This window comes from Pseudokordiimonas caeni, from assembly GCF_026719705.1.
GTDB lineage: Bacteria > Pseudomonadota > Alphaproteobacteria > Sphingomonadales > Kordiimonadaceae > Gimibacter > Gimibacter caeni.
The window spans coordinates 754,569-777,333 of sequence record NZ_JAPPRR010000001.1; the positions used below are offsets into that span (position 1 = coordinate 754,569).

The 22,765-nt window shown below is 60.6% G+C and carries 25 protein-coding genes; 14 read left to right on the top strand and 11 right to left on the bottom strand.

What is annotated here, in order from left to right; genetic code table 11:
• Positions 1-3 precede the first annotated feature (3 nt).
• Positions 4-486, top strand: a complete 483-nt coding sequence (smpB, locus tag OU694_RS03355; RefSeq protein ID WP_308909571.1) for an SsrA-binding protein SmpB — start codon at positions 4-6, stop codon at positions 484-486.
• Positions 487-490: 4 nt separating this feature from the next.
• Here smpB and OU694_RS03360 read toward each other — a convergent pair whose 3' ends face one another.
• Positions 491-1,261 (bottom strand): cyclic nucleotide-binding domain-containing protein, encoded by a 771-nt coding sequence (locus OU694_RS03360; protein WP_308909572.1) that lies wholly within the window; start codon positions 1,259-1,261, stop codon positions 491-493.
• 410 nt (positions 1,262-1,671) lie between these two features.
• Complete coding sequence (locus tag OU694_RS03365) at positions 1,672-2,406, bottom strand: TerC family protein (protein WP_308909573.1); 735 nt, start codon at positions 2,404-2,406, stop codon at positions 1,672-1,674.
• A gap of 193 nt (positions 2,407-2,599) precedes the next feature.
• On the opposite strand from OU694_RS03365, the gene OU694_RS03370 reads away from it, so the two are divergent.
• From OU694_RS03370 to OU694_RS03380, 3 genes are all read left to right on the top strand, one after another.
• Positions 2,600-4,678: a M13 family metallopeptidase gene (locus OU694_RS03370; protein ID WP_308909574.1), complete on the top strand. Its 2,079-nt coding sequence runs from the start codon at positions 2,600-2,602 to the stop codon at positions 4,676-4,678.
• Positions 4,679-4,834: 156 nt separating this feature from the next.
• Positions 4,835-4,963: an entericidin A/B family lipoprotein gene (locus tag OU694_RS03375; RefSeq protein ID WP_289505590.1), complete on the top strand. Its 129-nt coding sequence runs from the start codon at positions 4,835-4,837 to the stop codon at positions 4,961-4,963.
• A 197-nt stretch (positions 4,964-5,160) separates the two neighbouring features.
• A complete protein-coding gene (locus OU694_RS03380; RefSeq protein ID WP_308909575.1) occupies positions 5,161-5,292 on the top strand; it encodes an entericidin A/B family lipoprotein in 132 nt (43 codons plus the stop codon).
• A 3-nt stretch (positions 5,293-5,295) separates the two neighbouring features.
• On the opposite strand, the gene OU694_RS03385 is transcribed toward OU694_RS03380, so the two are convergent.
• Together OU694_RS03385 and OU694_RS03390 are read right to left on the bottom strand one after the other, a co-directional pair.
• Entirely contained in the window at positions 5,296-5,940 is a 645-nt protein-coding gene (locus OU694_RS03385) for a uracil-DNA glycosylase (RefSeq protein ID WP_308909576.1), read from the bottom strand.
• Positions 5,940-6,542 carry a LabA-like NYN domain-containing protein gene (locus OU694_RS03390; RefSeq protein ID WP_308909577.1) on the bottom strand — a complete coding sequence of 201 codons (603 nt, stop codon included), beginning with the start codon at positions 6,540-6,542 and terminating at the stop codon, positions 5,940-5,942. The genes OU694_RS03385 and OU694_RS03390 overlap by 1 nt, the downstream gene beginning before the upstream one ends.
• Positions 6,543-6,648: 106 nt before the next feature.
• Here OU694_RS03390 and folK point away from each other — a divergent pair, with 106 nt between their 5' ends.
• From folK to parC, 10 genes are all read left to right on the top strand, one after another.
• A complete protein-coding gene (folK, locus tag OU694_RS03395; RefSeq protein ID WP_308909578.1) occupies positions 6,649-7,233 on the top strand; it encodes a 2-amino-4-hydroxy-6-hydroxymethyldihydropteridine diphosphokinase in 585 nt (194 codons plus the stop codon).
• A 70-nt stretch (positions 7,234-7,303) separates the two neighbouring features.
• Positions 7,304-7,630: a DNA-directed RNA polymerase subunit omega gene (gene rpoZ / locus OU694_RS16375; protein ID WP_373460193.1), complete on the top strand. Its 327-nt coding sequence runs from the start codon at positions 7,304-7,306 to the stop codon at positions 7,628-7,630.
• A 177-nt stretch (positions 7,631-7,807) separates the two neighbouring features.
• Complete coding sequence (locus tag OU694_RS03405) at positions 7,808-9,946, top strand: RelA/SpoT family protein (RefSeq protein WP_308909579.1); 2,139 nt, start codon at positions 7,808-7,810, stop codon at positions 9,944-9,946.
• A gap of 97 nt (positions 9,947-10,043) precedes the next feature.
• Complete coding sequence (gene pyrE / locus OU694_RS03410) at positions 10,044-10,628, top strand: orotate phosphoribosyltransferase (RefSeq protein ID WP_308909580.1); 585 nt, start codon at positions 10,044-10,046, stop codon at positions 10,626-10,628.
• Positions 10,629-10,632: 4 nt separating this feature from the next.
• Positions 10,633-11,265, top strand: coding sequence for a DUF2062 domain-containing protein (locus OU694_RS03415; protein ID WP_308909581.1), 633 nt, complete (start codon positions 10,633-10,635; stop codon positions 11,263-11,265).
• Positions 11,246-12,007 carry a pyridoxine 5'-phosphate synthase gene (locus OU694_RS03420; protein ID WP_308909582.1) on the top strand — a complete coding sequence of 254 codons (762 nt, stop codon included), beginning with the start codon at positions 11,246-11,248 and terminating at the stop codon, positions 12,005-12,007. Before OU694_RS03415 ends, OU694_RS03420 begins: the two co-directional genes overlap by 20 nt.
• A gap of 1 nt (position 12,008) precedes the next feature.
• Positions 12,009-12,674, top strand: a complete 666-nt coding sequence (gene rnc / locus OU694_RS03425) for a ribonuclease III (RefSeq protein WP_308909583.1) — start codon at positions 12,009-12,011, stop codon at positions 12,672-12,674.
• Positions 12,671-13,585, top strand: a complete 915-nt coding sequence (gene era, locus OU694_RS03430) for a GTPase Era (protein ID WP_308909584.1) — start codon at positions 12,671-12,673, stop codon at positions 13,583-13,585. Before rnc ends, era begins: the two co-directional genes overlap by 4 nt.
• 13 nt (positions 13,586-13,598) lie before the next feature.
• Positions 13,599-14,348, top strand: a complete 750-nt coding sequence (recO, locus tag OU694_RS03435; protein WP_308909585.1) for a DNA repair protein RecO — start codon at positions 13,599-13,601, stop codon at positions 14,346-14,348.
• A gap of 60 nt (positions 14,349-14,408) precedes the next feature.
• Positions 14,409-16,658 (top strand): DNA topoisomerase IV subunit A, encoded by a 2,250-nt coding sequence (parC, locus tag OU694_RS03440; protein WP_308909586.1) that lies wholly within the window; start codon positions 14,409-14,411, stop codon positions 16,656-16,658.
• Between the two features lie 97 nt (positions 16,659-16,755).
• On the opposite strand, the gene OU694_RS03445 is transcribed toward parC, so the two are convergent.
• From OU694_RS03445 to OU694_RS03475, 7 genes are all read right to left on the bottom strand, one after another.
• Positions 16,756-17,631, bottom strand: a complete 876-nt coding sequence (locus OU694_RS03445; RefSeq protein WP_308909587.1) for a phytanoyl-CoA dioxygenase family protein — start codon at positions 17,629-17,631, stop codon at positions 16,756-16,758.
• Positions 17,632-17,679: 48 nt separating this feature from the next.
• Complete coding sequence (locus OU694_RS03450; protein WP_308909588.1) at positions 17,680-18,057, bottom strand: VOC family protein; 378 nt, start codon at positions 18,055-18,057, stop codon at positions 17,680-17,682.
• Between the two features lie 122 nt (positions 18,058-18,179).
• The gene (locus OU694_RS03455) at positions 18,180-18,554 is read right to left on the bottom strand and encodes a VOC family protein (RefSeq protein ID WP_308909589.1); all 375 of its coding nucleotides are present in this window, start codon (positions 18,552-18,554) and stop codon (positions 18,180-18,182) included.
• 42 nt (positions 18,555-18,596) lie between these two features.
• Positions 18,597-20,183 carry a TRAP transporter large permease gene (locus OU694_RS03460; RefSeq protein WP_308909590.1) on the bottom strand — a complete coding sequence of 529 codons (1,587 nt, stop codon included), beginning with the start codon at positions 20,181-20,183 and terminating at the stop codon, positions 18,597-18,599.
• Positions 20,183-20,689, bottom strand: coding sequence for a TRAP transporter small permease subunit (locus OU694_RS03465; RefSeq protein WP_308909591.1), 507 nt, complete (start codon positions 20,687-20,689; stop codon positions 20,183-20,185). The genes OU694_RS03460 and OU694_RS03465 overlap by 1 nt, the downstream gene beginning before the upstream one ends.
• Before the next feature lies 1 nt (position 20,690).
• Positions 20,691-21,818, bottom strand: a complete 1,128-nt coding sequence (locus OU694_RS03470; protein ID WP_373460243.1) for a TRAP transporter substrate-binding protein — start codon at positions 21,816-21,818, stop codon at positions 20,691-20,693.
• A gap of 163 nt (positions 21,819-21,981) precedes the next feature.
• Positions 21,982-22,701 carry an arginyltransferase gene (locus tag OU694_RS03475; RefSeq protein WP_308909593.1) on the bottom strand — a complete coding sequence of 240 codons (720 nt, stop codon included), beginning with the start codon at positions 22,699-22,701 and terminating at the stop codon, positions 21,982-21,984.
• Positions 22,702-22,765 lie beyond the last annotated feature (64 nt).

Consider the following 22,765-nt stretch of genomic DNA (forward strand, 5'->3'; position numbering starts at 1 on the left):
GCGATGGCGGCCAAGGCGAAAAGCGGCGGCCTGAGGGGACGCATTGCGGCTGATAACCGCAAGGCACGGCACCTCTATTTCATCGAGCAGGAATATGAGGCCGGCATCGCGCTCACCGGTACCGAGATCAAGTCTCTGCGTGACGGCAAGGCAAATATCACGGAATCCTACGCCGAAGTGCGCGACGGGGAAGTGTGGCTCGTGAACGCCTATATTCCCGAATTTTCGCACGGCAACCGTTTCAATCACGAGCCGCGCCGCCCGCGCAAGCTCCTGCTCCATAAGCGGGAAATCAACCGTTTGGGTGGTGCCGTAAAACTGGACGGCATGACGCTTGTGCCCTTGAAGATATTCTTCAATGACCGTGGCCGCGCCAAGCTCGACCTCGGGCTCGGGAAGGGCAAAAAGCTGCACGACAAGCGCGAGACAGAAAAGCAACGCGATTGGGCACGCCAGAAATCCCGCCTGATGAAGGATCTGGGTTAGGCACTCAGCTGCTCGGTGGCAGGGTGATCGCGAACCGTGCCGGACTTTCGATGCTGCCGGCGATCACGGAATTGCGCCCCACATGCAGGCGCGCCGTGGCGGTTTGGCCGTATTTCGACAGTTTCATGCCGTTGACGATGGTGCCCGAAGGGGCGCCGAGATCCTTGATCCAGAGAAGGCCGTCCCGGCGGACGATTTCAAAATGGCGATGTGCCAGTTCAGTCATGCCGATCAGCGGCAGTTGCAGCTGGTTTGGGCTGATGACCGGCCCTTCGCTCGGTGCCGTCACATTGCCGACAATGAAGGGGAAGGCGCTGACGGGCAGGCCGGACGGCAGGAGCCCCGCGATCAGGGGTGAGTATCCCTCGATCAGAATGGCATCGCGGTTTATTGCGCCAGTATCTGGCCCCGCCTTCGCGGCATTAAAGGCATAGCTCGAGCGCAGCCGCGCGGCGAGGGTATGCAGCACATGCCGCACAAGCGGATCGTTGAAGCTTTTGCGGAAATCCTCAGCCGGGATGAACAGCGCCTTTGTCGCCATGGATGCCTTGGCGGTCACCGAATGGGGGCGGCCTTCAATCACGCTGACCTCACCCAGCAGTTCTCCGCCGCCGATGAAGGCGATGTGGGTTTCTGTACCCTTTTCCTCGCGCCAGAGATTGACCTGGCCCTCGAGGATCAAAAAAGCCCCCTTGGTGGGGGAGCCCTGACGGTAAATCACATCGCCAGCCTTGAAGGAGACCTGATTGTCCTGCATCGCGGTGTCGTCGAGCATCGGCATACTCCCCGTAAAATTGAGCCGATAATACAACAACTTGTGCGCCCCCGCAAATGGCACGACGAGAAGTGTTTCATTTTGAAACAATGCCTGAATTGAGGCTGAAATGGCTTGAAGCGTGAGATGAGGGAAGAGGGGTAACCGGCTGAAAAGGCGTTGATTCTTTAAATAAAATACAAGTCAAAGACGTCAGGCTGAATGGTTAATTTGTGGTAGTAATTGTGGCAAACACAAGATGTTGGGCCCTGTTCAGCCTGTGTTAACGATTTGCGACTATAGTGGTTCTCGCAAAAGAGTTCGGAGTACCGGGCGGCGGCACAGTTTCGAGTATGTGTTTCGAGTTCTGTTCCGAGTGTTTTGCAAGCCGCCGCCCAATATCCTTTCAGGCTTTTCCCTCAATCAGTCCGTCAATTCTTCTCCGTCGCTGTATGGCGCGCGGCCTTCCGGCTGCGTGCCGTCATATTCAGCACTTCCACGAAGAAGGAGAAGGCCATGGCGAAATAGAGGTATCCTTTGGGGATATGCTGGCCAAGCCCGTCGCCGATGAGCGTGAGGCCAATGAGCAGCATGTAGCTGAGCCCGAGGATCTTCACAGTCGGGTGCCGGTTGATGAAGCCAGCCACCTGGTTGACAGCCATCACCATGATCGCCATCGAGATGAGGATCGCTGCGATCATTACGCTCAGATGATCGGCGATGCCCACCGCCGTCATCACGCTGTCGAACGAGAAGACGATATCCATCACCGCAATCTGGAAGATCACCGTCATGAAAGCGGCGTGGCGCACGCGGCGCTCGTCGGCTTCCTTGTCCTCGATATTATGGTGGATTTCGAGCGTTCCCTTGGCCAGGAGGAACAGGCCGCCGGCGATGAGCAGAAGGTCGCGCCACGAAAACTCTTCCCCGAAAGCGGTGAAAAGCGGGGCTTCCATCTGGGCGATGAAGAAAGCAAGCGAAAGCAGCATCAGCCGGGTGACAAGGGCAGCTGCGAGACCGAGCTTGCGGGCTGACGCCTGCTCCTCGGGTTTCAACCGGTCAGTGAGGATCGAGATGACGATCAGATTGTCGATCCCGAGCACGATTTCGAGTGCCGTGAGGGTGATGAAGGCAGCCCAGACGGCGGGGTCGAGAAGGAATTCCATGGAAAATTCTCCAGCAGGGAGGCAGGTCCTGGCGCCTGCCGTGCCTGATATGATCGGGTGACGGGGCCCATTTTGCAATGCCCTCACCCCCCACAAGTCCAAGAATTTTAAACGAAAGTCGAAAACATCCCGCATGACAGCCGGATTGGCGCTGGCTAGAGTGAGCGTCTGTTTCAATTCGAGGGGATTTTCCGTGACTCACTTCAAACGCAACATCAGCATGATCGCTGTGGCTGCTGTTCTGCTCGCTGCGTGCGGCGACAAGCCAAAAGAGGCGGACACTGCCGACAAGCCGGCAGCCGAGGCGGCAACGCTCGTCGGTTTTGACCGGGCGACGATGGATACGAGCGTCCGCCCGCAGGACGATTTCTGGACCTATGTGAACGGCACCTGGAACAAGACGACCGAGATCGAAGGTGAATTCACCAGCGCCGGCGTGAGCCTTGAGTTGTTCAAGGCCGCGGAGGAAAACCAGCGCCTGCTCATTGAGGAAGCCGCCAAGTCGCTTTCCGCCGACAAGTCGAGCGAAGCCTACAAGATCGGCGCCATGTACAGTGCCTATATGGATGAAACGGCTGCAAATGCCAAAGGTATCAGCCCGATTGCGGGCGACCTGGAGGCCATCGCGGCCCTCACTGGCCCGGCCGACGTTGCAGCCTATGTCACCAAGGCGACCGCAGCAGGTGAAGGCGACCTCATTTCGGTGGCGATTTTCCCCGACCTCAAAGACAGCACCCGCTATCTCGCCTATTTCTTCCAGGACGGCCTGACACTGCCGGACCGCGACTATTATCTGAAGGACGACAACGAGACCTTCGTGAAGGCGCGGGGCGACCTGAAGGACTATGCGACGAAGCTCTTCACGCTTGCCGGTGATGATGCCGAAACCGCCGCGAAGAAGGGCGAGGCTGTCCTCGCGTTCGAAACCAAACTCGCCGGCTACCACTGGACGGCCATCGAAAACCGCGACCTTGAAAAGCTTTATAACCCGCGCACCCGCGAGGAGGCGTCGGAGTTCGGCAGCAATTTCAACTGGGCGGGCTTCATGGAAGGCGTGGGCACGCCAGCCGACCTGCCGGTCGTTTACGGCCAGCCGGGCTTCTTCTCGGGCGTTGATACGATGCTCGGCGAAGTATCGCTCGATGACTGGAAAACCTATCTTGCCTTCCATGCCATCCACGGCGCGGCGGATTATCTGTCGACCGATTTCTCGGATGCACGCTTCGATTTCGTCGGCCGCAAACTGAATGGCCGCACCGAACAATCGCCGCGCTGGAAACGCGCGGTGCGTGAGGTGAATGCGGGCCTTGGCGAGGCGGTCGGCAAGCTTTATGTCGCGAAGCATTTCCCGCCGGAATCGAAAGCAGCGATCACCGAGCTTGTCGGCAACCTGCGCACCGCCTTTGCGGACGGTATCGACAATCTCACCTGGATGAGCGACGAGACCAAGAAGCAGGCGCACGAGAAGCTTTCCAAATTCACCGTGAAGGTCGGCTACCCGGATGTTTGGCGCGACTATTCGGCGCTCAACCTGTCGCCTGATGATCTCGTCGGTAACGCGCGCGCTGTGGCGAAATATACCTATGATTTCGAAATGTCGAAGCTCGGCAAGCCGATCGACCGCAACGAATGGGGCATGACGCCGCAAACGGTGAACGCCTATTATGACCCGACGAAGAACGAGATCGTCTTCCCGGCCGCCATCCTGCAGCCGCCCTTCTTCAATCCGGCAGCCGACGACGCCTTCAACTATGGTGCCATCGGCGGCGTGATCGGCCACGAAATCAGCCACGGTTTCGACGACCAGGGCAGCACCTTCGACGGCGACGGCAACATGCGCAGCTGGTGGACGGAAGAAGACCGCAAAGCCTTCGAAGCCCAGACCGCGAAGCTCGTTGGCCAGTATGACGGCTACGAAGGTCTGCCGGGTGTGAACGTGCAGGGCAAGCTGACGCTTGGCGAAAACATCGGCGACCTTTCGGGCCTCACCGCCGCTTACCGCGCCTACAAGCTGTCGCTCAAGGGGCAGGAAGCACCGGTGATCGACGGCCTGACCGGCGACCAGCGCTTCTTCCTTGGCTGGGCACAGGCATGGCGCGCGAAATACCGCCCCGAGGCCCTGCAGCAGCGTTTGGCTGCCGATCCGCACTCGCCCGCTTACTGGCGTGCGAACGGCGTGGTGCGCAACATGCCGGCTTTCTATGACGCCTATGACGTGAAGGAAGGCGACAAGCTCTATCTGCCGGAAGAAGAGCGCGTCACCATCTGGTAAGCGAAAAGTTTCTCAAAAACGGGAAAGGGCGCCGATGGGCGCCCTTTTTTGTGATGCTTCAAATGTTTCCTTGAAATTGACTCGTGCGCCGCTTCGGCATAGAGGAAACCTCATACAAGGGCATCACGGCGATGCCTTCATGACCGGAGACGATCCATGCGCAAAATCGCCCAAATCCTTTTTCCGCTTGTCGCCCTTTTCGCCATCTCTGCCTGCAACACGATTGAAGGCGTTGGCGAGGATCTGGAATCGGTCGGCAAAACGGTTTCCCGCGAAGCCAAGTAAGGCTCCGGCAACTTCCATCGGACTGGAAACGAAAAGCGCCCGTGCAGTTTGCCGGGCGCTTTTTTTGATGCTCGTTAACCTTTAAGGCAGGGGTGCGCGAAATCGCCCTGCAATCGCCATACGGGTCTTGCATTCTTCTTCATGCGGACGGGCAGGTGCCCTTGCCGCGATTGCTTCAACAGCGATAGGAGAACATCGTGAAAAAGACCCTGTTCATCCTTCTGATGCCCCTGATGGCCCTGTTTGCCGTTGCGGGCTGCAACACGATTGAAGGCGCCGGCGAGGACCTTGAATCCGCAGGTGACGCCATTTCCGACGAAGCGAAATAGCCCCTAAAGCCGTTCCCGGCAGATATCCAGCACATTCAGGAACATTTCGGTCGTCAGGCGGCCGGTGTTCACATTGTAGCGGCTGCAATGGTAGCTATCCACCAGCGTGCGGCCATCCGGGAGCGTGTGCACGGCAGCGTGACCAAAGGGATAGGCCGAAAGCTTCAGGCCCATCGCTTTCACCGCGCTGTCGTGCGCGATCTTGCCAAGGGCCAGCATCACCTTCACCTGTGGCATCGCCTGCATCCGTGAAATCAGGAAGGGGCGGCAGGTGTTGATCTCGGCCGGTGTCGGCTTGTTCTCGGGCGGCACGCAGCGCACCGAGTTTGAAATCAGCACATCCCTCAAGGTGAAGCCGTCGTCCGGGCGCTTGTCATAGGTGCCCGCCGCGAAGCCCTTTTCCTTCAGCGCATAGTAAAGCAGGTCCCCCGCATAGTCGCCGGTGAAGGGGCGGCCCGTCTGGTTCGCACCGTGCAGGCCGGGCGCGAGGCCGACGATCAGGAGCCGCGCGTTTTCATCGCCGAAGCTTTCAACGGCGCCGTTGAAGTAAGACGGAAATTTGACCTTGTTGGCTTCGCGGAAATCCACGAGGCGCGGGCACAGCGGGCATTCCCGCGGTGCTTCGGCCGGTACGGTTTGTGTTGCCATCAGTCTTCGGCGTCTTCAAATTCGCGCGTTGCATCTTCGCGCTCGTCATAATGCGCGTGATGCTGGCGGCGCGGGCCCTTGCGGCCGATGACAGGGGCGAGGTCCACGATATCGATAAACTGGTCGGCCTGGCGGCGCAGTTCATCGGCGATCATCGAAGGCTGGGTCGAGTTGGAGCTCACGACCGTCACCCGCACGCCGCGGCGCTGCACGGCTTCAAGCAGCCGGCGGAAATCGCCGTCGCCCGAGAAGAGTACGATATGATCGACATTCTCCGAGATATTCAGCATATCGACCGCGATCTCGATATCCATATTGCCCTTGATCTTGCGGCGGCCGTGTTCGTCGGTGAATTCCTTCACCGGCTTTGTCACCAGCGTGAAACCGTTATAGTCCAGCCAGTCGATCAGTGGGCGCAGGGGCGAATATTCCTGATCTTCAAGGATCGCGGTGTAATAGAAGGCACGGACAAGGCGCGACTGTTCGGCAAAGTGGGCGCGTAGGGCTTTGTAATCGATTTCAATTTCCAGCGCACGGGCCGTGGCATAGAGATTTGCGCCATCAATGAAGACGGCAAGCCGTTCATCCGGATAAATGAGCATGATGCAGGTCCAATCGTGTCAAGTATGGTTCTGGGCGTGGTAAGGGTACGCCCATGCAGAGTATGGATATGGGGTTTAACCTAGCATGAACGGAAGGGCCAGCGATATGCCGCACGAAATTTTGATCGGCCTTGGCGGCAACCTGTCATCGAAAGCGGGCGGACCGGTCGAGACGCTGAAGGCGGCCTTGCGGCAGCTGCAGGATCGGGGTCTGACGCTGAAAGCCGTATCGCGTGCTTACCGGACGGCGCCGGTGCCACCCTCCGGGCAGCCGGATTTCGTGAATGCCGCTGCCACATTCGAGACAACCCTTTCGCCGGGCGAGTGCCTTGGTGTCCTGCAAGCTGTTGAAACTGCCCTTGGCCGTCAGCGCGGTGAACGCTGGAGTGCGCGCACGCTCGATCTCGATCTGCTGGCAGCCGGTGATATCGTGGCGCCGGACATGGCGACATGGCGGCATCTGGCCTATGAGGCCGACCCCATGACGGTGCACACGCCGCTCGTGCTGCCGCATCCGCGCCTGCATGTGCGGGGCTTCGTGCTGATGCCGCTTCAGGATATCGCGCCCGGCTGGCGCCATCCGGTGACGGGCGAGACGGTCACCGAGATGGCAGCGGCGTGCGAGAAGGCGGGCGGATTTGAAGGCGTTCAGCCAATCGGGGCTTTACTTGGGGCAGGCGCATCGCTATAAGCGGGCGCTTGAATGAACCCCTGCCTTTCCTGTAGGCTTTGGGGCAACTGCGAATTTTTGGAGAAGATACATGGCTCGCGTCACCGTAGAGGATTGCGTCGACAAGGTCACCAACCGCTTCGATCTCGTGCTTGTGGCTGCCCAGCGCGCCCGTCAGATTTCGTCCGGTGCGCCGCTTCTCGTCGAGCGTGACAACGACAAGAACCCGGTTGTGGCCCTGCGCGAAATCGCTGAGGAAAAGGTCGAAGCTTACGACCTGACCGAAGCGCTCATCCAGGGCATGCGCAAGGTTGTTGAATCTGACGAGCCGGAAGAGGTCGATATGTCGATCCTGATGGCCGGTATGGACACGAGTGCTGCCGGCGTTGCCGCTTCGCAGGAACCGACCGCCGAGTGATCGGACGCCTGGCGCGGCATTCCTGCCGCAGCCCGGACAAAAGTTTCAAGACCCGGCCTTCCACGGCCGGGTTTTTTAATGTCTTTTAACATCTGGTCCGGTTAACTATATCTCTGCGGGGGGCAGCACGCAGACATGCGTGGCTGCCCGATTTCTTGATTGATTGGAAATAGTGGCGTGATTCGTCAGTTTGAGCTTGTGGAAACGGTGAAGGCCTATGATCCGGATGCGGACGAGACCTTGCTGAACCGCGCCTATGTGTTTGCCATGAAGGCCCACGGTACCCAGACGCGCGCTTCGGGCGACCCCTATTTCTCGCACCCTTTGGAAGTGGCAGGCATCCTCACCTCGCTGAAGCTTGATGGTGACACGATTGCCACGGCCCTTCTGCATGACGTAGTTGAAGATACGCTCTCGACGCTCGAGGAAATCGAGGAGCTTTTCGGCACCAAGATCCGCGAGATGGTCGACGGGGTGACGAAGCTTTCGAAGATCGAGTTGCAAACCGAAAGCGTCCGGCAGGCCGAGAACTTCCGCAAGTTCCTGCTCGCTATGTCGAACGATATCCGCGTGCTTCTCGTGAAGCTGGCCGACCGGCTGCACAATATGCGCACCCTTCATTATATCAAGAAGGAGGAGAAGCGCCGCCGCATCGCGCTTGAGACGCTGGAGATTTACGCGCCGCTCGCCGAGCGCATCGGTATGCATGAAATGAAGGACGAGCTGGAGCATCTGGCCTTCCAGCAGCTTGATCCCGAAGCCATGCAGTCGATCACCGCGCGGCTCCATTATCTGATCGAGCAGAACCCGACGCTTGAAATGGATATGTCGGAAGCCCTCAAAGGTCTGATGCGCAAGAACGGGCTCGAGGCCGATATCTCGGGCCGGATCAAGCGGCCCTATTCGATCTGGCGCAAGATGGAACGCCGCAACATCAGCTTCGAGGAATTGTCGGACGTCATGGCCTTCCGCATCATCGTGAATGATGTGGATGCCTGCTACCGCGCCCTTGGCGTGGTGCATCAGGAATTCGCCATGATCCCGGGCCGCTTCAAGGATTATATCTCGACCCCGAAGCGCAACTATTACCGTTCGCTGCACACCACGGTGATCGGGCCGCACAAGCGCCGGCTGGAAATCCAGATCCGCACTCGTCGCATGCATGAGGAAGCCGAACTCGGCGTGGCTGCGCACTGGCAGTACAAGCAATCGGCGGACGGCGTTGAAGGCTCGCAGTTCCGCTGGCTGCGCGAACTGCTCGAAATCCTTGAGCATGCTTCGGACCCCGAGGAGTTCCTCGAGCATACCAAGCTCGCCATGTATCAGGAGACGGTCTTCTGCTTCACGCCGAAGGGGGAACTGATTTCCCTGCCGCGCGGGGCATCGCCCGTTGATTTCGCTTATGCCGTCCACACGCAGGTGGGGGACCGCTGCGTGGGTGCCAAGGTGAACGGGCGCATGGTGCCCTTGCGTCACCAGCTCCAGAACGGCGATCAGGTTGAAATACTCACTTCGAAGGGGCAGACGCCGTCGCCCCGCTGGGAGAATTTCGTGGTGACAGGCAAGGCGCGTTCGGCGATCCGCCGTCACATGCGTCACCAGCGCGACGCCGAATTTTCGCAGCTTGGGGTTACCCTTGTCTCCAAGGCATTCCGTCGGCATGGCCTTGATTATTCCGACAAGGTACTGGCCGAGGCGGCCAAGGTGCTGAAGGTGGAAGACGCCCATTCGCTTTACACGCTCGTGGGGCAGGGGACGCTTTCCGAGGAAGACGTGCTGAAGGCCGCTTACCCCGGCTTCCAGATGGACGCCCGCGCCGAAGGGCTGCCGAAGGTGCATCAGGGCGTTGAGGATGTGGTGGCTGGTGCGATTCCGATCCAGGGTGTGGGCGATGGTGCCGCCGTGCATCTGGCCGATTGCTGCCATCCGGTGCGGGGCGACCGCATCGTCGGCATCCGCATCGCCGATGTGGGCGTTGAAATTCACCGGATCGATTGCCGCAAGCTCGACCTTTACGACGACCGTCCGGCCATCTGGCTTGATCTCGCGTGGCAGGATTCCCGGGCCGACGATGCTTTCTATGTGGGCAGGTTGCGGCTTGAGGTCGTGAACGAGATGGGGGCGCTCGCCAATATCACCGCGATGGTGGCCAAGGCGGGCGGCAATATCTCGAACCTGCAGATGACGGAACGCGACCCCGAATTCTACACGATGCTTGTGGATGTGGAGGTGCGCGACGTGAAGCACCTGACCGATATCGTGCGTGCCCTGCGCGTGAACCGGGTGATCAGCACAGTGGAACGCGTAAGCGGCTGATTGCGGCCCGTTTGCGCCGAATTGACTTGACGCCACGGGGGCGTGGGACTATCCGCCGTGGCAAGGACTTCAAGACCAACAAAAAAAGGACCAGGCGATGGACCGCGAGACCGTATTGCAGGAATTCCGTGACGCAGGCGCCCTTCTCGAAGGGCATTTCAAGCTGTCGTCCGGGCTTCATTCGACCGTTTACCTGCAATGCGCCCGCGTCCTGATGGACCCCAAGCGCGCCGACCGGCTGTGCAGGGCCTTCGCCGACAAGTTCCGGGCGACCGGTGTGGAAGTCGACATGGTCGTCAGCCCCGCCATGGGCGGCGTGATCGTCGGCTATGAAGTGGCCCGCCAACTGGGTGTGCCCGGCATTTTCACCGAGCGCGTGGACGGCAGCTTTGCACTGCGCCGTGGCTTTGAAATCCCGGCGGGCGCCCGCGTCCTGATGATGGAAGACGTGGTCACTACCGGTCTTTCCTCGCGCGAATGCATCGAAACCATCGAAAGCCTTGGCGGCAAGGTCGCGGCGGCAGGTTGCCTTGTCAACCGGTCAGGCGGGAAGGCCGATGTCGGTGTTCCGCTTACGGCGCTTGTCGAAATCGAGGCGCCAACGTTCAGCGAAGACAATATCCCCGCGCATCTGAAAGATGTGCCCGCCGTGAAACCCGGCAGCCGGGGTCTGAAAGCGTAAGGTCATGCTCTTCAAAAGCCGCACCAGGAAAAGCTTCTGGCGCAGGGTTGCGGACTTCTTCTGGCCCCGGACAGGCATTGCCCGGTCGTCCAAATATATCTGGCACCGGGTGGCCCGGTTGCCGGGCACGCCGCACAGCATTGCCGCAGGCTTTGCTTCGGGCGCGGCGGTATCCTTCACGCCGTTCCTCGGCTTCCATTTCCTGCTTGCCTTTGGCGTCGCGTGGGCGACGCGGGGCAACCTCCTCGCCTCCGCCATCGGGACGGCTGTCGGCAACCCCTGGACCTTCCCGCTTTTTTTTGCGATGAACGCGGAAATCGGTATCTGGATCCTCGGCGGTGTCGTGAATGAAATTCCGATGCCAACCTGGTCCTGGGGTGCCTTCATGGACGCGCCGCTTGACTATGCGTCGGCGCTGTTCTCGCGGATATTCCCGATCATCATCGGCGGCATTCCTTCTTCCATCATCGCGTGGATCATCTTCTATGCCGTCATCAAGACCTTTCTGGTAAAGTATCGTTCGCGCCGCGCCCTTCGGCGGAAGGCGCGCAGCGAACGGCTGGCTGCTGCCGTCGCCTCGATGGAGCGGCAATCCGAAATTCTGGCGAAAGCGACATATGACGAGACCAACAGCTAGTTCCCGTGCCCTCCGGCTGGGCGTCAATATCGACCATGTGGCCACCATCCGGAACGCGCGCGGCATCATGATGCCCGATCCGGTGCGAGCAGCCCTTCTTTCTGTGGAGGCGGGGGCTGACGGCATCACTGCCCACCTGCGCGAAGACCGCCGCCACATCACCGACCGCGATATCGACGCGCTGATGGAAAAGCTGACCGTGCCGCTTAACCTCGAGATGGCGGCGACGGAAGAAATGCTGGCCATTGCCCTTCGCCACAAGCCGCACGCGGTTTGCCTTGTGCCTGAAAAACGGCAGGAACTGACCACCGAAGGTGGGCTCGATATCGTCGGCCAATATGACCGGTTGGTGCCCTATGTGAATGCGCTGAATGATGCAGGCTGCAGGGTCAGCCTGTTCATCGACCCCGATGAAGCGCAGATCGAGGCATCGGTTCGAATCGGTGCGCCCGTTGTGGAACTGCACACCGGCACTTACTGCGAGCATGAGGGCGCAGCGCGCGAGCATGAACTGGCGCGGATTGCCAAGGCGGCCGGTATGGGCACCGCCCTCGGGCTTGAGGTCCACGCGGGCCACGGCCTTGCTTACGATACGGTGGGCGCAGTGGCGGCGATCCGCGAAATCCGCGAGCTGAATATCGGCCACTTCCTGATCGGCGAGGCAATCTTTGTGGGGCTTGCGGCCTCTATCGCCGAAATGCGCCGCCTGATGGATATCGCGCGTGACGGTGCGGAGGGCTGAGATGAGCCTTCAAAGCAAAGTTGCGGGATATACGTTCACGAAGGTCAGCTTTCTTGATGAAGCGCTGACCCATCCGTCGCTTTCCGGCAGCAGCAACTACCAGCGGCTGGAGTTTCTGGGCGACAGGGTGCTCGGCCTCGTGATCGCTGAATGGCTTCTGGAGCTGTTTCCGGGCGAAGCCGAGGGTAAGATCAACCGTCGTTTCACCGGCCTCGTGCGCCGTGAAACGCTGGCCGACATGGCGGAAACACTGGGCCTTGTGCCGCTGATCAAGCTCAATCCGGGGGCTGAGCAGGAAGGCACGCGCGACAAGGCGGCGATCCGCGCCGACATCACCGAGGCGGTGATAGGTGCGCTCTATCTGGATGGCGGTTTTGCGGCTGCCAAAGCCTTCATCCGCAAGCACTGGAAGCCGCTTCTGGACGGCGTGCCGAGTGCGGCGAAAGACAGCAAGACCCAGCTGCAGGAATGGGCGCAGGCGCGCTCCTTGCCGCTACCGACTTATGATGTGGTGGGCTGTGATGGCCCCGACCACAGCCCCGTTTTCACCATCCGCGCCGCCATCGATGGTGTCGGCGAGGCGGAAGCGCGTGGCACCTCGAAACGTATTGCACAGCAGGCAGCCGCCGAGGCGCTGCTGGAAACCATAGATGGAGACGCAGCATGACAGACATTCAGGACGAAGACGTCGAACGCTGCGGCTTCGTGGCGGTGATCGGCGCCCCGAATGCCGGCAAATCGACCCTTGTGAACGCGCTGGTTGGCGCCAAGGTGGCGATTGTGTCGCACAAGGTGCAAACCACCCGCACGCGGGTCACCGGTATCGGCATGGAAGGCCGCACGCAGCTTGTCTTCCTTGATACCCCCGGCATCTTCTCGCCGAAGCGCCGGCTGGACCGCGCCATGGTTTCGGCCGCTTGGAAAGGCGCCGATGACGCCGAGCAGGTCGTGCTGATGGTGGACGCGAAGAAAGGCATCACCGAAGAGGTGGAAGCCATCATCGAGAGCCTGAAGGCCGCCAAGCGCCAAGTGATCCTTGCCATCAACAAGATCGATCTTGTGCGGCGCGACAGCCTCCTTGCCTTTGCGCAGGAACTGCACGACACCGGCGTTTTCACCGATGTCTTCATGATTTCGGCGATGAATGGCTCGGGGGTTGCCGACCTCAAGAAGCATTTGGCCTCGCTCGCGCCGGTCGGGCCTTACATGTATCCAGAAGACCAGATCGCCGATGTGACGATGCGCCTGCTGGCCGCTGAAATCACTCGCGAGAAGATCTATCTGCGCCTGCATGACGAGTTGCCCTATTCAACCACGGTCGAGACCGAACAATGGGAAGAGAAGAAGGACGGCTCCGTGCGGATCGCGCAGGTCATCCATGTGGAACGCGACAGCCAGAAAGGCATCGTCATCGGCAAGGGCGGCCAGATGCTGAAGCTGCTCGGCCAGATGGCGCGCGAGGATATGGAAGAGAATTTCGGCCGCAAGGTTCATCTGTTCCTGCATGTGCGTGTCACCGAACGCTGGGCCGACGACCGCACTGTGTACAAGGACATGGGCCTTGACTATGTCGACTGATCGGATCTGATCGTTGGACTGGCAGGATAGTGGCATCATCCTTTCGCTCGCCCGGCACGGCGAGCATGACGCCGTGCTTGAGGTGCTGACTGCCGAGCACGGCCGCCACCGCGGCTTCGTGAAGGCGGGCATGAGCCGCCGCCAGAAGGGCCATTTGCAGCCCGGCAGCCGCGTCGAGGTAAGCTGGTATTCCCGCCTTGAGGAAGGTCTTGGCCGCTTCACCGTGGAGCCCGTGCATAATCCCTTGGGCGCATTGATGGGCGATGGTGCCCGGCTCGCGGCCCTATCGGCCATGGTTTCTGTCGTCGCTGCCACATTGCCGGAACGCGAGCCTCATGGGCGGGTGTATGAGGGGCTCGTCGCACTGCTCGATCTTCTCGAAGACGATGCCTCGGCACTCGTTCACTGGGGCGAGGGGCTGGTGCGGCTGGAGCTTGGCGTGCTTGCCGATCTGGGCTACGGGCTCGATCTTTCCGAATGCGCGGCGACGGGCGACAATGACAATCTGACCTATGTTTCGCCCAAATCAGGTAGGGCTGTCAGCGCATCCGCCGGGGCCCCTTATGCCGAGCGGCTTCTGGTGTTGCCGCCCTTCCTGATCGACACGGCGGCAGGCCGGCCATCGCTGCGCGAAGTGGCCAACGGACTGGCGCTCACCGGCTTTTTCCTTGGCCGCAATGTGTGGGACGTGCAGGGGCAGGGACAGCCCCCGGCGCGGGAGCGTTTCACGGCGACGCTCGCCGCTGAAATTTCCCGTGGATAACTTTGTCCGGGGCGTCACTCCCGTCTAGCCAAGTGCGGATGGATCGTTATAGTCGCCCTCATGAGCACGCATTCTGAATTCACTGAAAATATCGTCGAGGCCCCGTTCGGCAACGCCCTTAGCGAGCGTTACCTGGCCTATGCCCTGTCCACCATCATGTCGCGGTCGCTGCCTGATGTGCGCGACGGCCTGAAGCCGGTTCACCGCCGTCTTCTATACGCCATGCGGCTTTTGAAGCTTGATCCCAATACGGGCTACAAGAAATGCGCCCGCGTGGTGGGTGACGTGATCGGTAAGTATCACCCGCACGGCGACCAGTCGGTCTATGACGCGCTGGTGCGTCTGGCGCAGGATTTCTCGGTCCGTATGCCGCTTATCGACGGGCAGGGCAACTTCGGCAATATCGACGGCGATAACGCGGCCGCCATGCGCTACACGGAAGCCCGGATGACCGAGGTCGCCGCCGTGCTGATGGACGGGCTGGATGAAGACGCCGTCGATTACCGCGCCACATATGACGGCGAGGACCACGAGCCGATCGTCTTCCCCGGCATGTTCCCGAACCTGCTGGTCAACGGCTCGAACGGCATCGCCGTGGGCATGGCGACCAACATCCCGCCCCACAACCTTGGCGAACTGATCGAAGGCCTGCAGCTGCTCATCGAAGCGCGCCGCGATAAATCGAAGGAAGTGATGGTCGCGGACCTCGTGAAGCTGATTCCTGCGCCCGACTTCCCGACTGGCGGTGTGATCGTGGAACCTGCCGAGAGCCTCCTCAATACCTATGAAACCGGGCGCGGGTCGATCCGCGTGCGGGCGAAATGGGAAAAGGAAGAGCTGAAGCACGGCCTTTACCAGATCGTCATCACTGAAATCCCCTATCAGGTGCAGAAGTCGAAGCTGATCGAGCGCATCGCCGAGCTGATCGGCGACAAGAAGCTGCCGATCCTGAATGACGTGCGCGACGAATCGTCCGAGGATATCCGTGTGGTACTGGAGCCCCGCAACCGCACCGTGGAACCCGAAATCCTGATGGAAAGCCTTTTCAAGCTGACCGAGCTTGAGATCCGCTTCGCCGTCAATATGAACGTCATCGCGCTTGACCAGCGCCCGCGCGTGTTGAACCTCAAGGAAATGCTCGAAAGCTTCCTCGACCATCAGGTCGAGGTGCTGATCCGCAAGAGCAATTACCGCCTCGACAAGATCGACAAGCGCCTCGAAATTCTTGATGGCTTCCTGAAGGCCTACCTCAATCTCGATGAGGTGATCCGCATCATCCGCGAGGAAGATGAGGTCAAGGAATGCCTGATGAAGACCTTCGATCTGACGGAAAATCAGGCCGAAGCCATCCTCAACATGCGCCTGCGGTCGCTGCGCAAACTGGAAGAGATGGAAATCAAGGGCGAGCATGCCGAGCTGACCAAAGAGAAAGCCGGTCTTGAGCAGCTGATCGCCAGCCCGGCGCGGCAATGGACACGCGTGAGCGGTGATCTTGCGGCGCTGATGAAGAAATTCGGGCCGGATAGCGTGCTCGGAAAACGCCGCACCGGCTTTGGCGAGGCGCCGACCGCCGAGATCGTGCCGATCGAAGCCATGATCGAGAAAGAGCCGATCACGGTCGTCTGCTCCAAACGCGGCTGGATACGCGCCATGAAGGGCCATATGAAGCCCGAGGACGTGATCACCTACAAGGAAGGGGACGAGGAAAAATTCCGCTTCCATGCGCAAACGACCGACAAGCTGTTCCTTTTCTCCACGGCCGGCAAGATGTACACGCTCGGGGCCGACAAGCTGCCCGGCGGGCGCGGCCACGGGGAGCCGGTGCGCCTGATGGTGGATATGGATGCGAATGACGAGATCGTCTCGCTGATCCCCTATGTACCCGGTAGCCAGCTTCTGGTGGCATCCTCCATCGGCAAGGGCTTCATCGCGGCGGCAGACGATGCCATTGCGATGAAGAAGGGCGGCAAGCAGCTTCTGAACCTGCCGGACAAGGCGGTGGCGACGCATTGCATGCCGGTGACGGGCGACAGCGTTGCCGTGATCGGCGAGAACCGCAAGCTGCTGGTATTCGAGCTTTCCGAAATCCCCACCATGGCGCGCGGGCAGGGCGTTACCCTGCAACGCTACAAGGATGGCGGCATGGCTGACCTTCTGCTGTTCTCGCGCGAGGAAGGCCTTACCTGGCCGATGGGCGGCTCGACGGACCGCTGGCGCACTGAAACCGCGCTAGAGCCCTGGTCGGGCAAACGCGGTAACACCGGCCGCCTGCCCCCGATGGGCTTCCCGCGGAACAACAAGTTCAGGTAAGCAATTCCTCCGTCATGCCGGGCTCGACCCGGCATCCAGCGGCTCTCAATGACGAAACTGGACCCCGGATCAGGTTCGGGGTGACGGCGCATGTTTGCTACCCCAGCACCTTCTTCGGATGCACGCCGTCCACATAGCCCATGAAGGGCGGGTGGATGGAATAGCCGAGCAGTTCCTGTGCGCGCCCGGGCATGGTTTTCGCCAGTTCGCGCGGCACCGCGAGGCTCATGTTTTCAAGCGTTCTGGCCCAGCCGATCACATATTGCGGGGTGACAATCAGGCGCGGCGCGTCTGATCGGTTGGCGCCGCCCCGGTGCCAGAGCGTCCCCTTGGCCACCATGAAGGAGCCCGATGGCATCACCGCCTTGATCGCATCGGCGCGGGCGCCCGGATCATCGCTCACGTCACGCACGCGGCGGTCGGTGAAGCTTTCGGGCTTGTTGGCGCCGGCGATTTCCACACTGCCCCATTTGTGGCTGCGGGGGATGATCTCGGTTGCGCCGTTTGTCTCAGTCGTGTCGTCAATCGCCCAGAAGGTGGATGTGCCGTATGTGGGGCGCGGCATCGGCGCGTCGATATGGCTGTCGTCATAATGCCAAGGCTGCACGGTTTCGCCCGGATGCAGCTTGATGGCAAGGCAGGCGGATAGAAGGCACGAACGGCCAAGGTCGTGTTCCGCAAAGGCCAGCGCCAGCGGGTGGGTGGCCATTTCCACAAAGACCGGCGATTTGGCGAGAAGCGCATAAACGCGGTTCGATTTCAGGCCTTCGAAATCATTGCGGCCGGCCTTGTTGTCCTCGAGATACGGCTGAAGCGCTTCCCGGACGCGCGTGACACCTTCTGACGGCATGACGCGCGGGAAAATCACATAGCCTTCCTCGTCATACTGGTCGAACCAGCTTGTAAGGCTGCGGCCCTGCAGCCATGGCTTCAGGGCTTCTTCTGTGTAAGATACGGTCTCTTCCCGCAGCATGGCTCCCCTCCCGCAACGGTTTTCCCACGGCGGGAGGGCAGGTTTGCCTCAGCCGGCCGATGCCATATTGAAGCAGTTTAACTTGTTGCCGTCCAGATCGCGGAAGAAAGCTGCGTAGAAAGTCTCGCCTCGCGGGCCGGGTTCGCCTTCGCTGGTGCCGCCAAGCTCAAGGGCCTTGGCGTAAACTTTGTCCACCGTTTCGCGGTCGGGCGCGAACAGCGCATACATCACGCCGTTGCCGACGGTTGCCGGCTTTTCGTCATAGGGTTTGACGAGCCCGAAGGCAGGGCTGCCGGGAGCTCGGCTCCATGCCTTGAAACGCTCGCCGTCCTGCACGCGCTTGCCGCCGAGCAGGCTGAAAAGCTCTTCATAGAAGGCGGTGGCTTTCTCGAAATCGTTGGTGCCCACTGTCGTATAGCCGATCATCGTTTTCCTCCGTTTGTCGGACTTGGGGAGGTCATCCTAACCGAAGGCATGAGGGTGCGAAGCCGCCATAAGTGTATGGCAGCAACAGCGATTTTGCATGGGATGTGGGGCTTGAAAGCCCCTTACATGTGATAGCAGTTCAGCTTGTTGCCATCGAGATCGCGGAAATAACCGGCATAGAAGGTGCTGCTGTCGCCGCCACGGATACCGGGCTTGCCTTCACAGGTGCCGCCAAGCTCCATGGCTTTGGCATAGACCTTGTCGACCGTCGCTCGGTCCGGTGCTGCAAAGGCCACCATTACGCCGTTGCCCACGGTGGCGGCATTGCCATCATAAGGCTTGGTGATGGAAAAGCCCGGCTTGTCCGGCCCTGTGCCCCAGACCTTGAAGGTTTCCAGGTCCCACGAGCGCCGCGCGCCGAGAAGGGCCAGAAGTTCGTCATAGAAGGCGGCAGCCTTCTCGATATCATTGGTGCCGACGGTGACATAGCCGATCATGATGTTTCTCCCCTCATATCTGGCTGTGTGATGACCGGGATATTATCCTTTGAAAAGAAGATCCGGTAGCCATGTCACGAGGCCGGGGTCGAGCGCGATGATGATCAGCGCCACCAGCTGGATGATGATGAAGGGAATGACGCCCCTGTACATGGTCGAGGTCTTCACTTCATCGGGCACCACGCTTCTGAGGTAAAAGAGCGCGAAGCCGAACGGCGGTGTGAGGAAGCTGGTCTGCAGGTTCATGGCCATGAGGACAGCAAGCCATACGGGTCCATGGACGCCATCCATGGCAAGAAGTGCGGGGGCCACCACGGGCACCACCACGAAGCAGATTTCGATGAAATCGAGGAAGAAGCCGAGCACGAACATCAGCACCATCACAAGGATGATGGCACCCGTTGTGCCCCCCGGCAAGTTCGTGAGCCAGTGTTCGATCACCTCGTCGCCGCCAAGGCCGCGGAAAACGAGCGAGAAAAGCGAGGCGCCGATCAGGATCGTATAGACCATCGTGGAAATGCGCAGCGTTGCGCGGCTGACATCGACAAGGATGCCGCTTTTCCAGGTGGCACGGATGGCAAGGCCGACGGCGGCGACGAAAACGATGCTCAGTACGATGGCGGCAAAGAAAGCAGCCTTGTCGGCCATCGGCACCTCGGCGCGTGCCATACGCAGGTCAAAGCCCGCTGCGATAAGCAGCAGTGCCGAAAGACTGGCGACGGCGACGATCACAAGGCGTGGCCCCGCCCCGCCAACGCGCGCGGAGCCCAGAAGGATAGCGCCGATGGCACCGACACTCGCCGCTTCGGTCGGCGTTGCTACACCGCCCAATATGGCGCCGAGCACCGCAACGATCAGCAGCAGCGGCGGCAGTAGGGCGGCAAACGTGCGGATCAGGAAAGCGGCGTCGATCACCACACCTTCCTCGCGCGGCACAGCGGGGCTCGCGTTCGGCTTCAGGATCGCCACAGCACCCTGATAGAGCATGTAAAGCAGCACCAGCACGAGGCCGGGCAGCAGGGCGCCCGCAAATATCTCGCCGGCACTGACGGGTGTTGGCGAGAAGATGCCCTGCGTCAGCTGCGCCTGTTGCCACGCCGATGACATCACGTCAGCCAGCAGGATCAGCACGATCGAGGGCGGGATGATCTGGCCGAGCGTCCCGGCGGCGGCAATCGCGCCGGTGGCGAGCGCCGGGTCATAGCCGCGCTTCAGCATCGTCGGCAGGCTGAGGAGTCCCATGGTGACAACAGTGGCGCCGACAATGCCGGTCGAAGCCGCAAGGAGTGCACCCACAAGCGTGACAGAAAGCCCGATCCCGCCGCGCATGGAGCCGAAAAGCTTGCCCATGCTTTCCAGAAGGTCCTCAGCGACCTTGGATCGCTCCAGCATCACGCCCATCAGCACGAACAGCGGCACGGCGAACAGAAGCTCGTTGCGGATGACGTTCGAATAAAGCCGGTTCGGCAGCAGTTCCATGAAGCCGGCGTCAAGAATGCCCATTTCCATGCCGATGAAGCCGAACAGGAGGCCTGTGCCAGCAAGGGTGAAGGCGACCGGGAAGCCGGCCATCATCAGAAAAACGAGTGCGGCGAACATTGCCGCCGTCAGCATCATGTGCGGGTCCATCAGGCGGCTCCCTTCCTGAGGGTGAGGGCAGACCGGATGAGGATCGATGCCGCCTGCAGCGACAGCGTGAAGGCAAAGAGTAACAGTGTTGCCTTGAGGATATAGACAAACGGCAACCCGCCCGCGTCCACGCTGCCCTCACGGATCGTCCAGCTCATGTCCACGAAGGGCAGGGCGGTCATCCAAAAGAGGATGAGGAAGGGGATCAGCATGAAAAGCGTGCCGAAGAGATTGACGAGCGCTTTGTCGCGCGGGCTCATGCGGCTGTAGAAGATATCCACCCGCACATGTTCGTCATGAAGGGCGGTGTAGCCCGCTGCGCCCAAAAACATCAGCGCGTTGATATATTGCAGGCTTTCCTGCAGCTCGATGGATCCCAGCCGGAAAATATAGACGCTGAGTACAACCGCAAACTGGACAAGTACCAGTATGAGCGGGAGAAACCCGAGGACCCTGCCGGTGGCTTCGGCAAATCCATCAAGCTGCGAGGCAAGGCGCGTGAGCATATTACTCGGCGGCGCTCAGGGCGCGGGCTTCGGCGAAGGCACGCTCGCCGATCTCGCCCCAGCGCATGCCATCCTTGCGGGAGGCGGCATAACTTTCAAAGATGCGGCGGGAAATGTCGTCCGTCGCGGCCACTTCGGCAATCACTTCGGTCGAAATCTCGCCAAGGCGCTTGAGGATTTCATCGCTGAAGCGCTTCAGCTGCACGCCATGTTCGCGGATGAGGGTATCAAGCGCGCGGGCGTTGTTGGCGTTGAATTCAGCCAGCATGATATCGTTCTCGGCAGCGGCCGAGGCCTCGATGATGGTGCGGTCCTGTGCCGAGAGATCATCCCAGAGCTTTTTGTTAAGGCCGAGCGACAGGGCCGAGCCGGGCTCATGAATGCCGGGATAATAGTAATTCTTCACGATGGTGTGGAAACCGAAGGCAAGGTCGTTCCAGGGGCCGACCCATTCGGTCGCATCGATGTTGCCCTGTGAAAGGGCCTGGAAAATCTCGCCTCCCTGTTTGGTGATCGGCGTGGCGCCGAGCCGCCGCATCACCTCGCCGCCAAGGCCCGGCATGCGGATGCGCAGGCCTTGGAAATCCTCGACCGAATTGATGTCCTTCTGGAACCAGCCACCCATCTGCACGCCGGAATTGCCGGCGAGCATGGCCTTGACGCCGAAGGGCGCGGCGAGTTCATCCCAAAGTTCCTGCCCGCCGCCGAAGCGCACCCAGGCGCTGATCTCGCTGCCGGTCATGCCCATCGGCACGGCGGCGAAGAAGTTGAAGGCGGGCGACTTGCCCTGCCAGTAATATTCGGCGGCGTGATACATGTCCGCCTGACCCTGCGCGACGGCGTCGAAGCCGCCAAGCGCACCCACAAGCTCGCCCGCGGCATAAAGCTTCACGCCGATACGGCCGTCCGACAGTGCCTCGATCCGGCGAGCCAGCCGTTCGGCCCCGGTGCCGAGGCCCGGAAAATTCTTGGGCCAAGCGGTGACCATCTTGAGGCTGCGTTTCTTGGAAAGGATGGCGGGCGCACCATCAACTGGTGCGCAGTCCTGATCGCTGTTGCCGCCGCAGGCGGTGAGGAGGGCTGCGGCGCCGACAAGACCGGCTCCTCTGAGGAGCGCACGGCGGTCGATAGAAGGATCGTTTTCCCGAGCTTCGCTCGTTGTTCCAGGGTCAAACTTCCTGTCGGCCACACGTCCCTCCCGATACTTCCGATAAACAAGGCGCCGCCCTTCCCCGGAGCGGCGCGATTCGCGAGACGACAGTATAGGGCGAGGGGCGCGCTCGGCAAGCCCTTCAGGGCATCAGGCTCCAGCCATCGGTGCCCAGGCGCTCGAGTGGCTTGAAGCGGCGTTTGTAAGCCATCTTGCTGCTGCCCTCGACCCAGTAGCCCAGATAGACATAAGGGAGCCCCGCAGTGCGGGCGCGGGCGATATGATCGGCGATGATATAGGTGCCAAGGCTGCGGCCCGGATCTTCGGTGTCGAAGAAGCTGTAAACCATCGACAGCCCGTCCGAAAGTTCGTCCGTCAGCGCCACGGCCATAAGCTTCCTGTCCAGCATGCGGCGATATTCGATGAGCACCGTAGTGACGGGGCTGGTCTCCACCATGTCGATATATTCGGGCATGCCCATCCCGGCCATCGAGCCATCGCTGTGGCGATCCTGCAGATAGCTTGAGAGAAGCGAGAATTGTTCTTCTGTGACAATCGGCGGGCATACCTCGGCGGTGAGGTCCGCATTGCGACGCAGGGTGCGGCGTTCGGATTTGGCAGGGCTGTGTTCAAGGGCGCGCACGCGCACAGAAACACAGGCCGAGCAATTCTCGCACGCCGGGCGGTACACAACCGACTGGCTGCGGCGGAAACCGACGCGGCCCAGCGCTTCGTTCAGGGCACCGGCCTCGGGGCCGATCAGTTCGGTGAAAACCTTGCGCTCGACCTTGTTCGACAGATAAGGGCACGGCGCAGGCGCCGTGACGAAGAATTTCGGAAACTGCAAGGACTGGTCGGTCATCGCTTTCCACTGCCGGTCGAAACTGGCCTAATCATACCACGATGAATGTTAAGGAAAAGTAGGC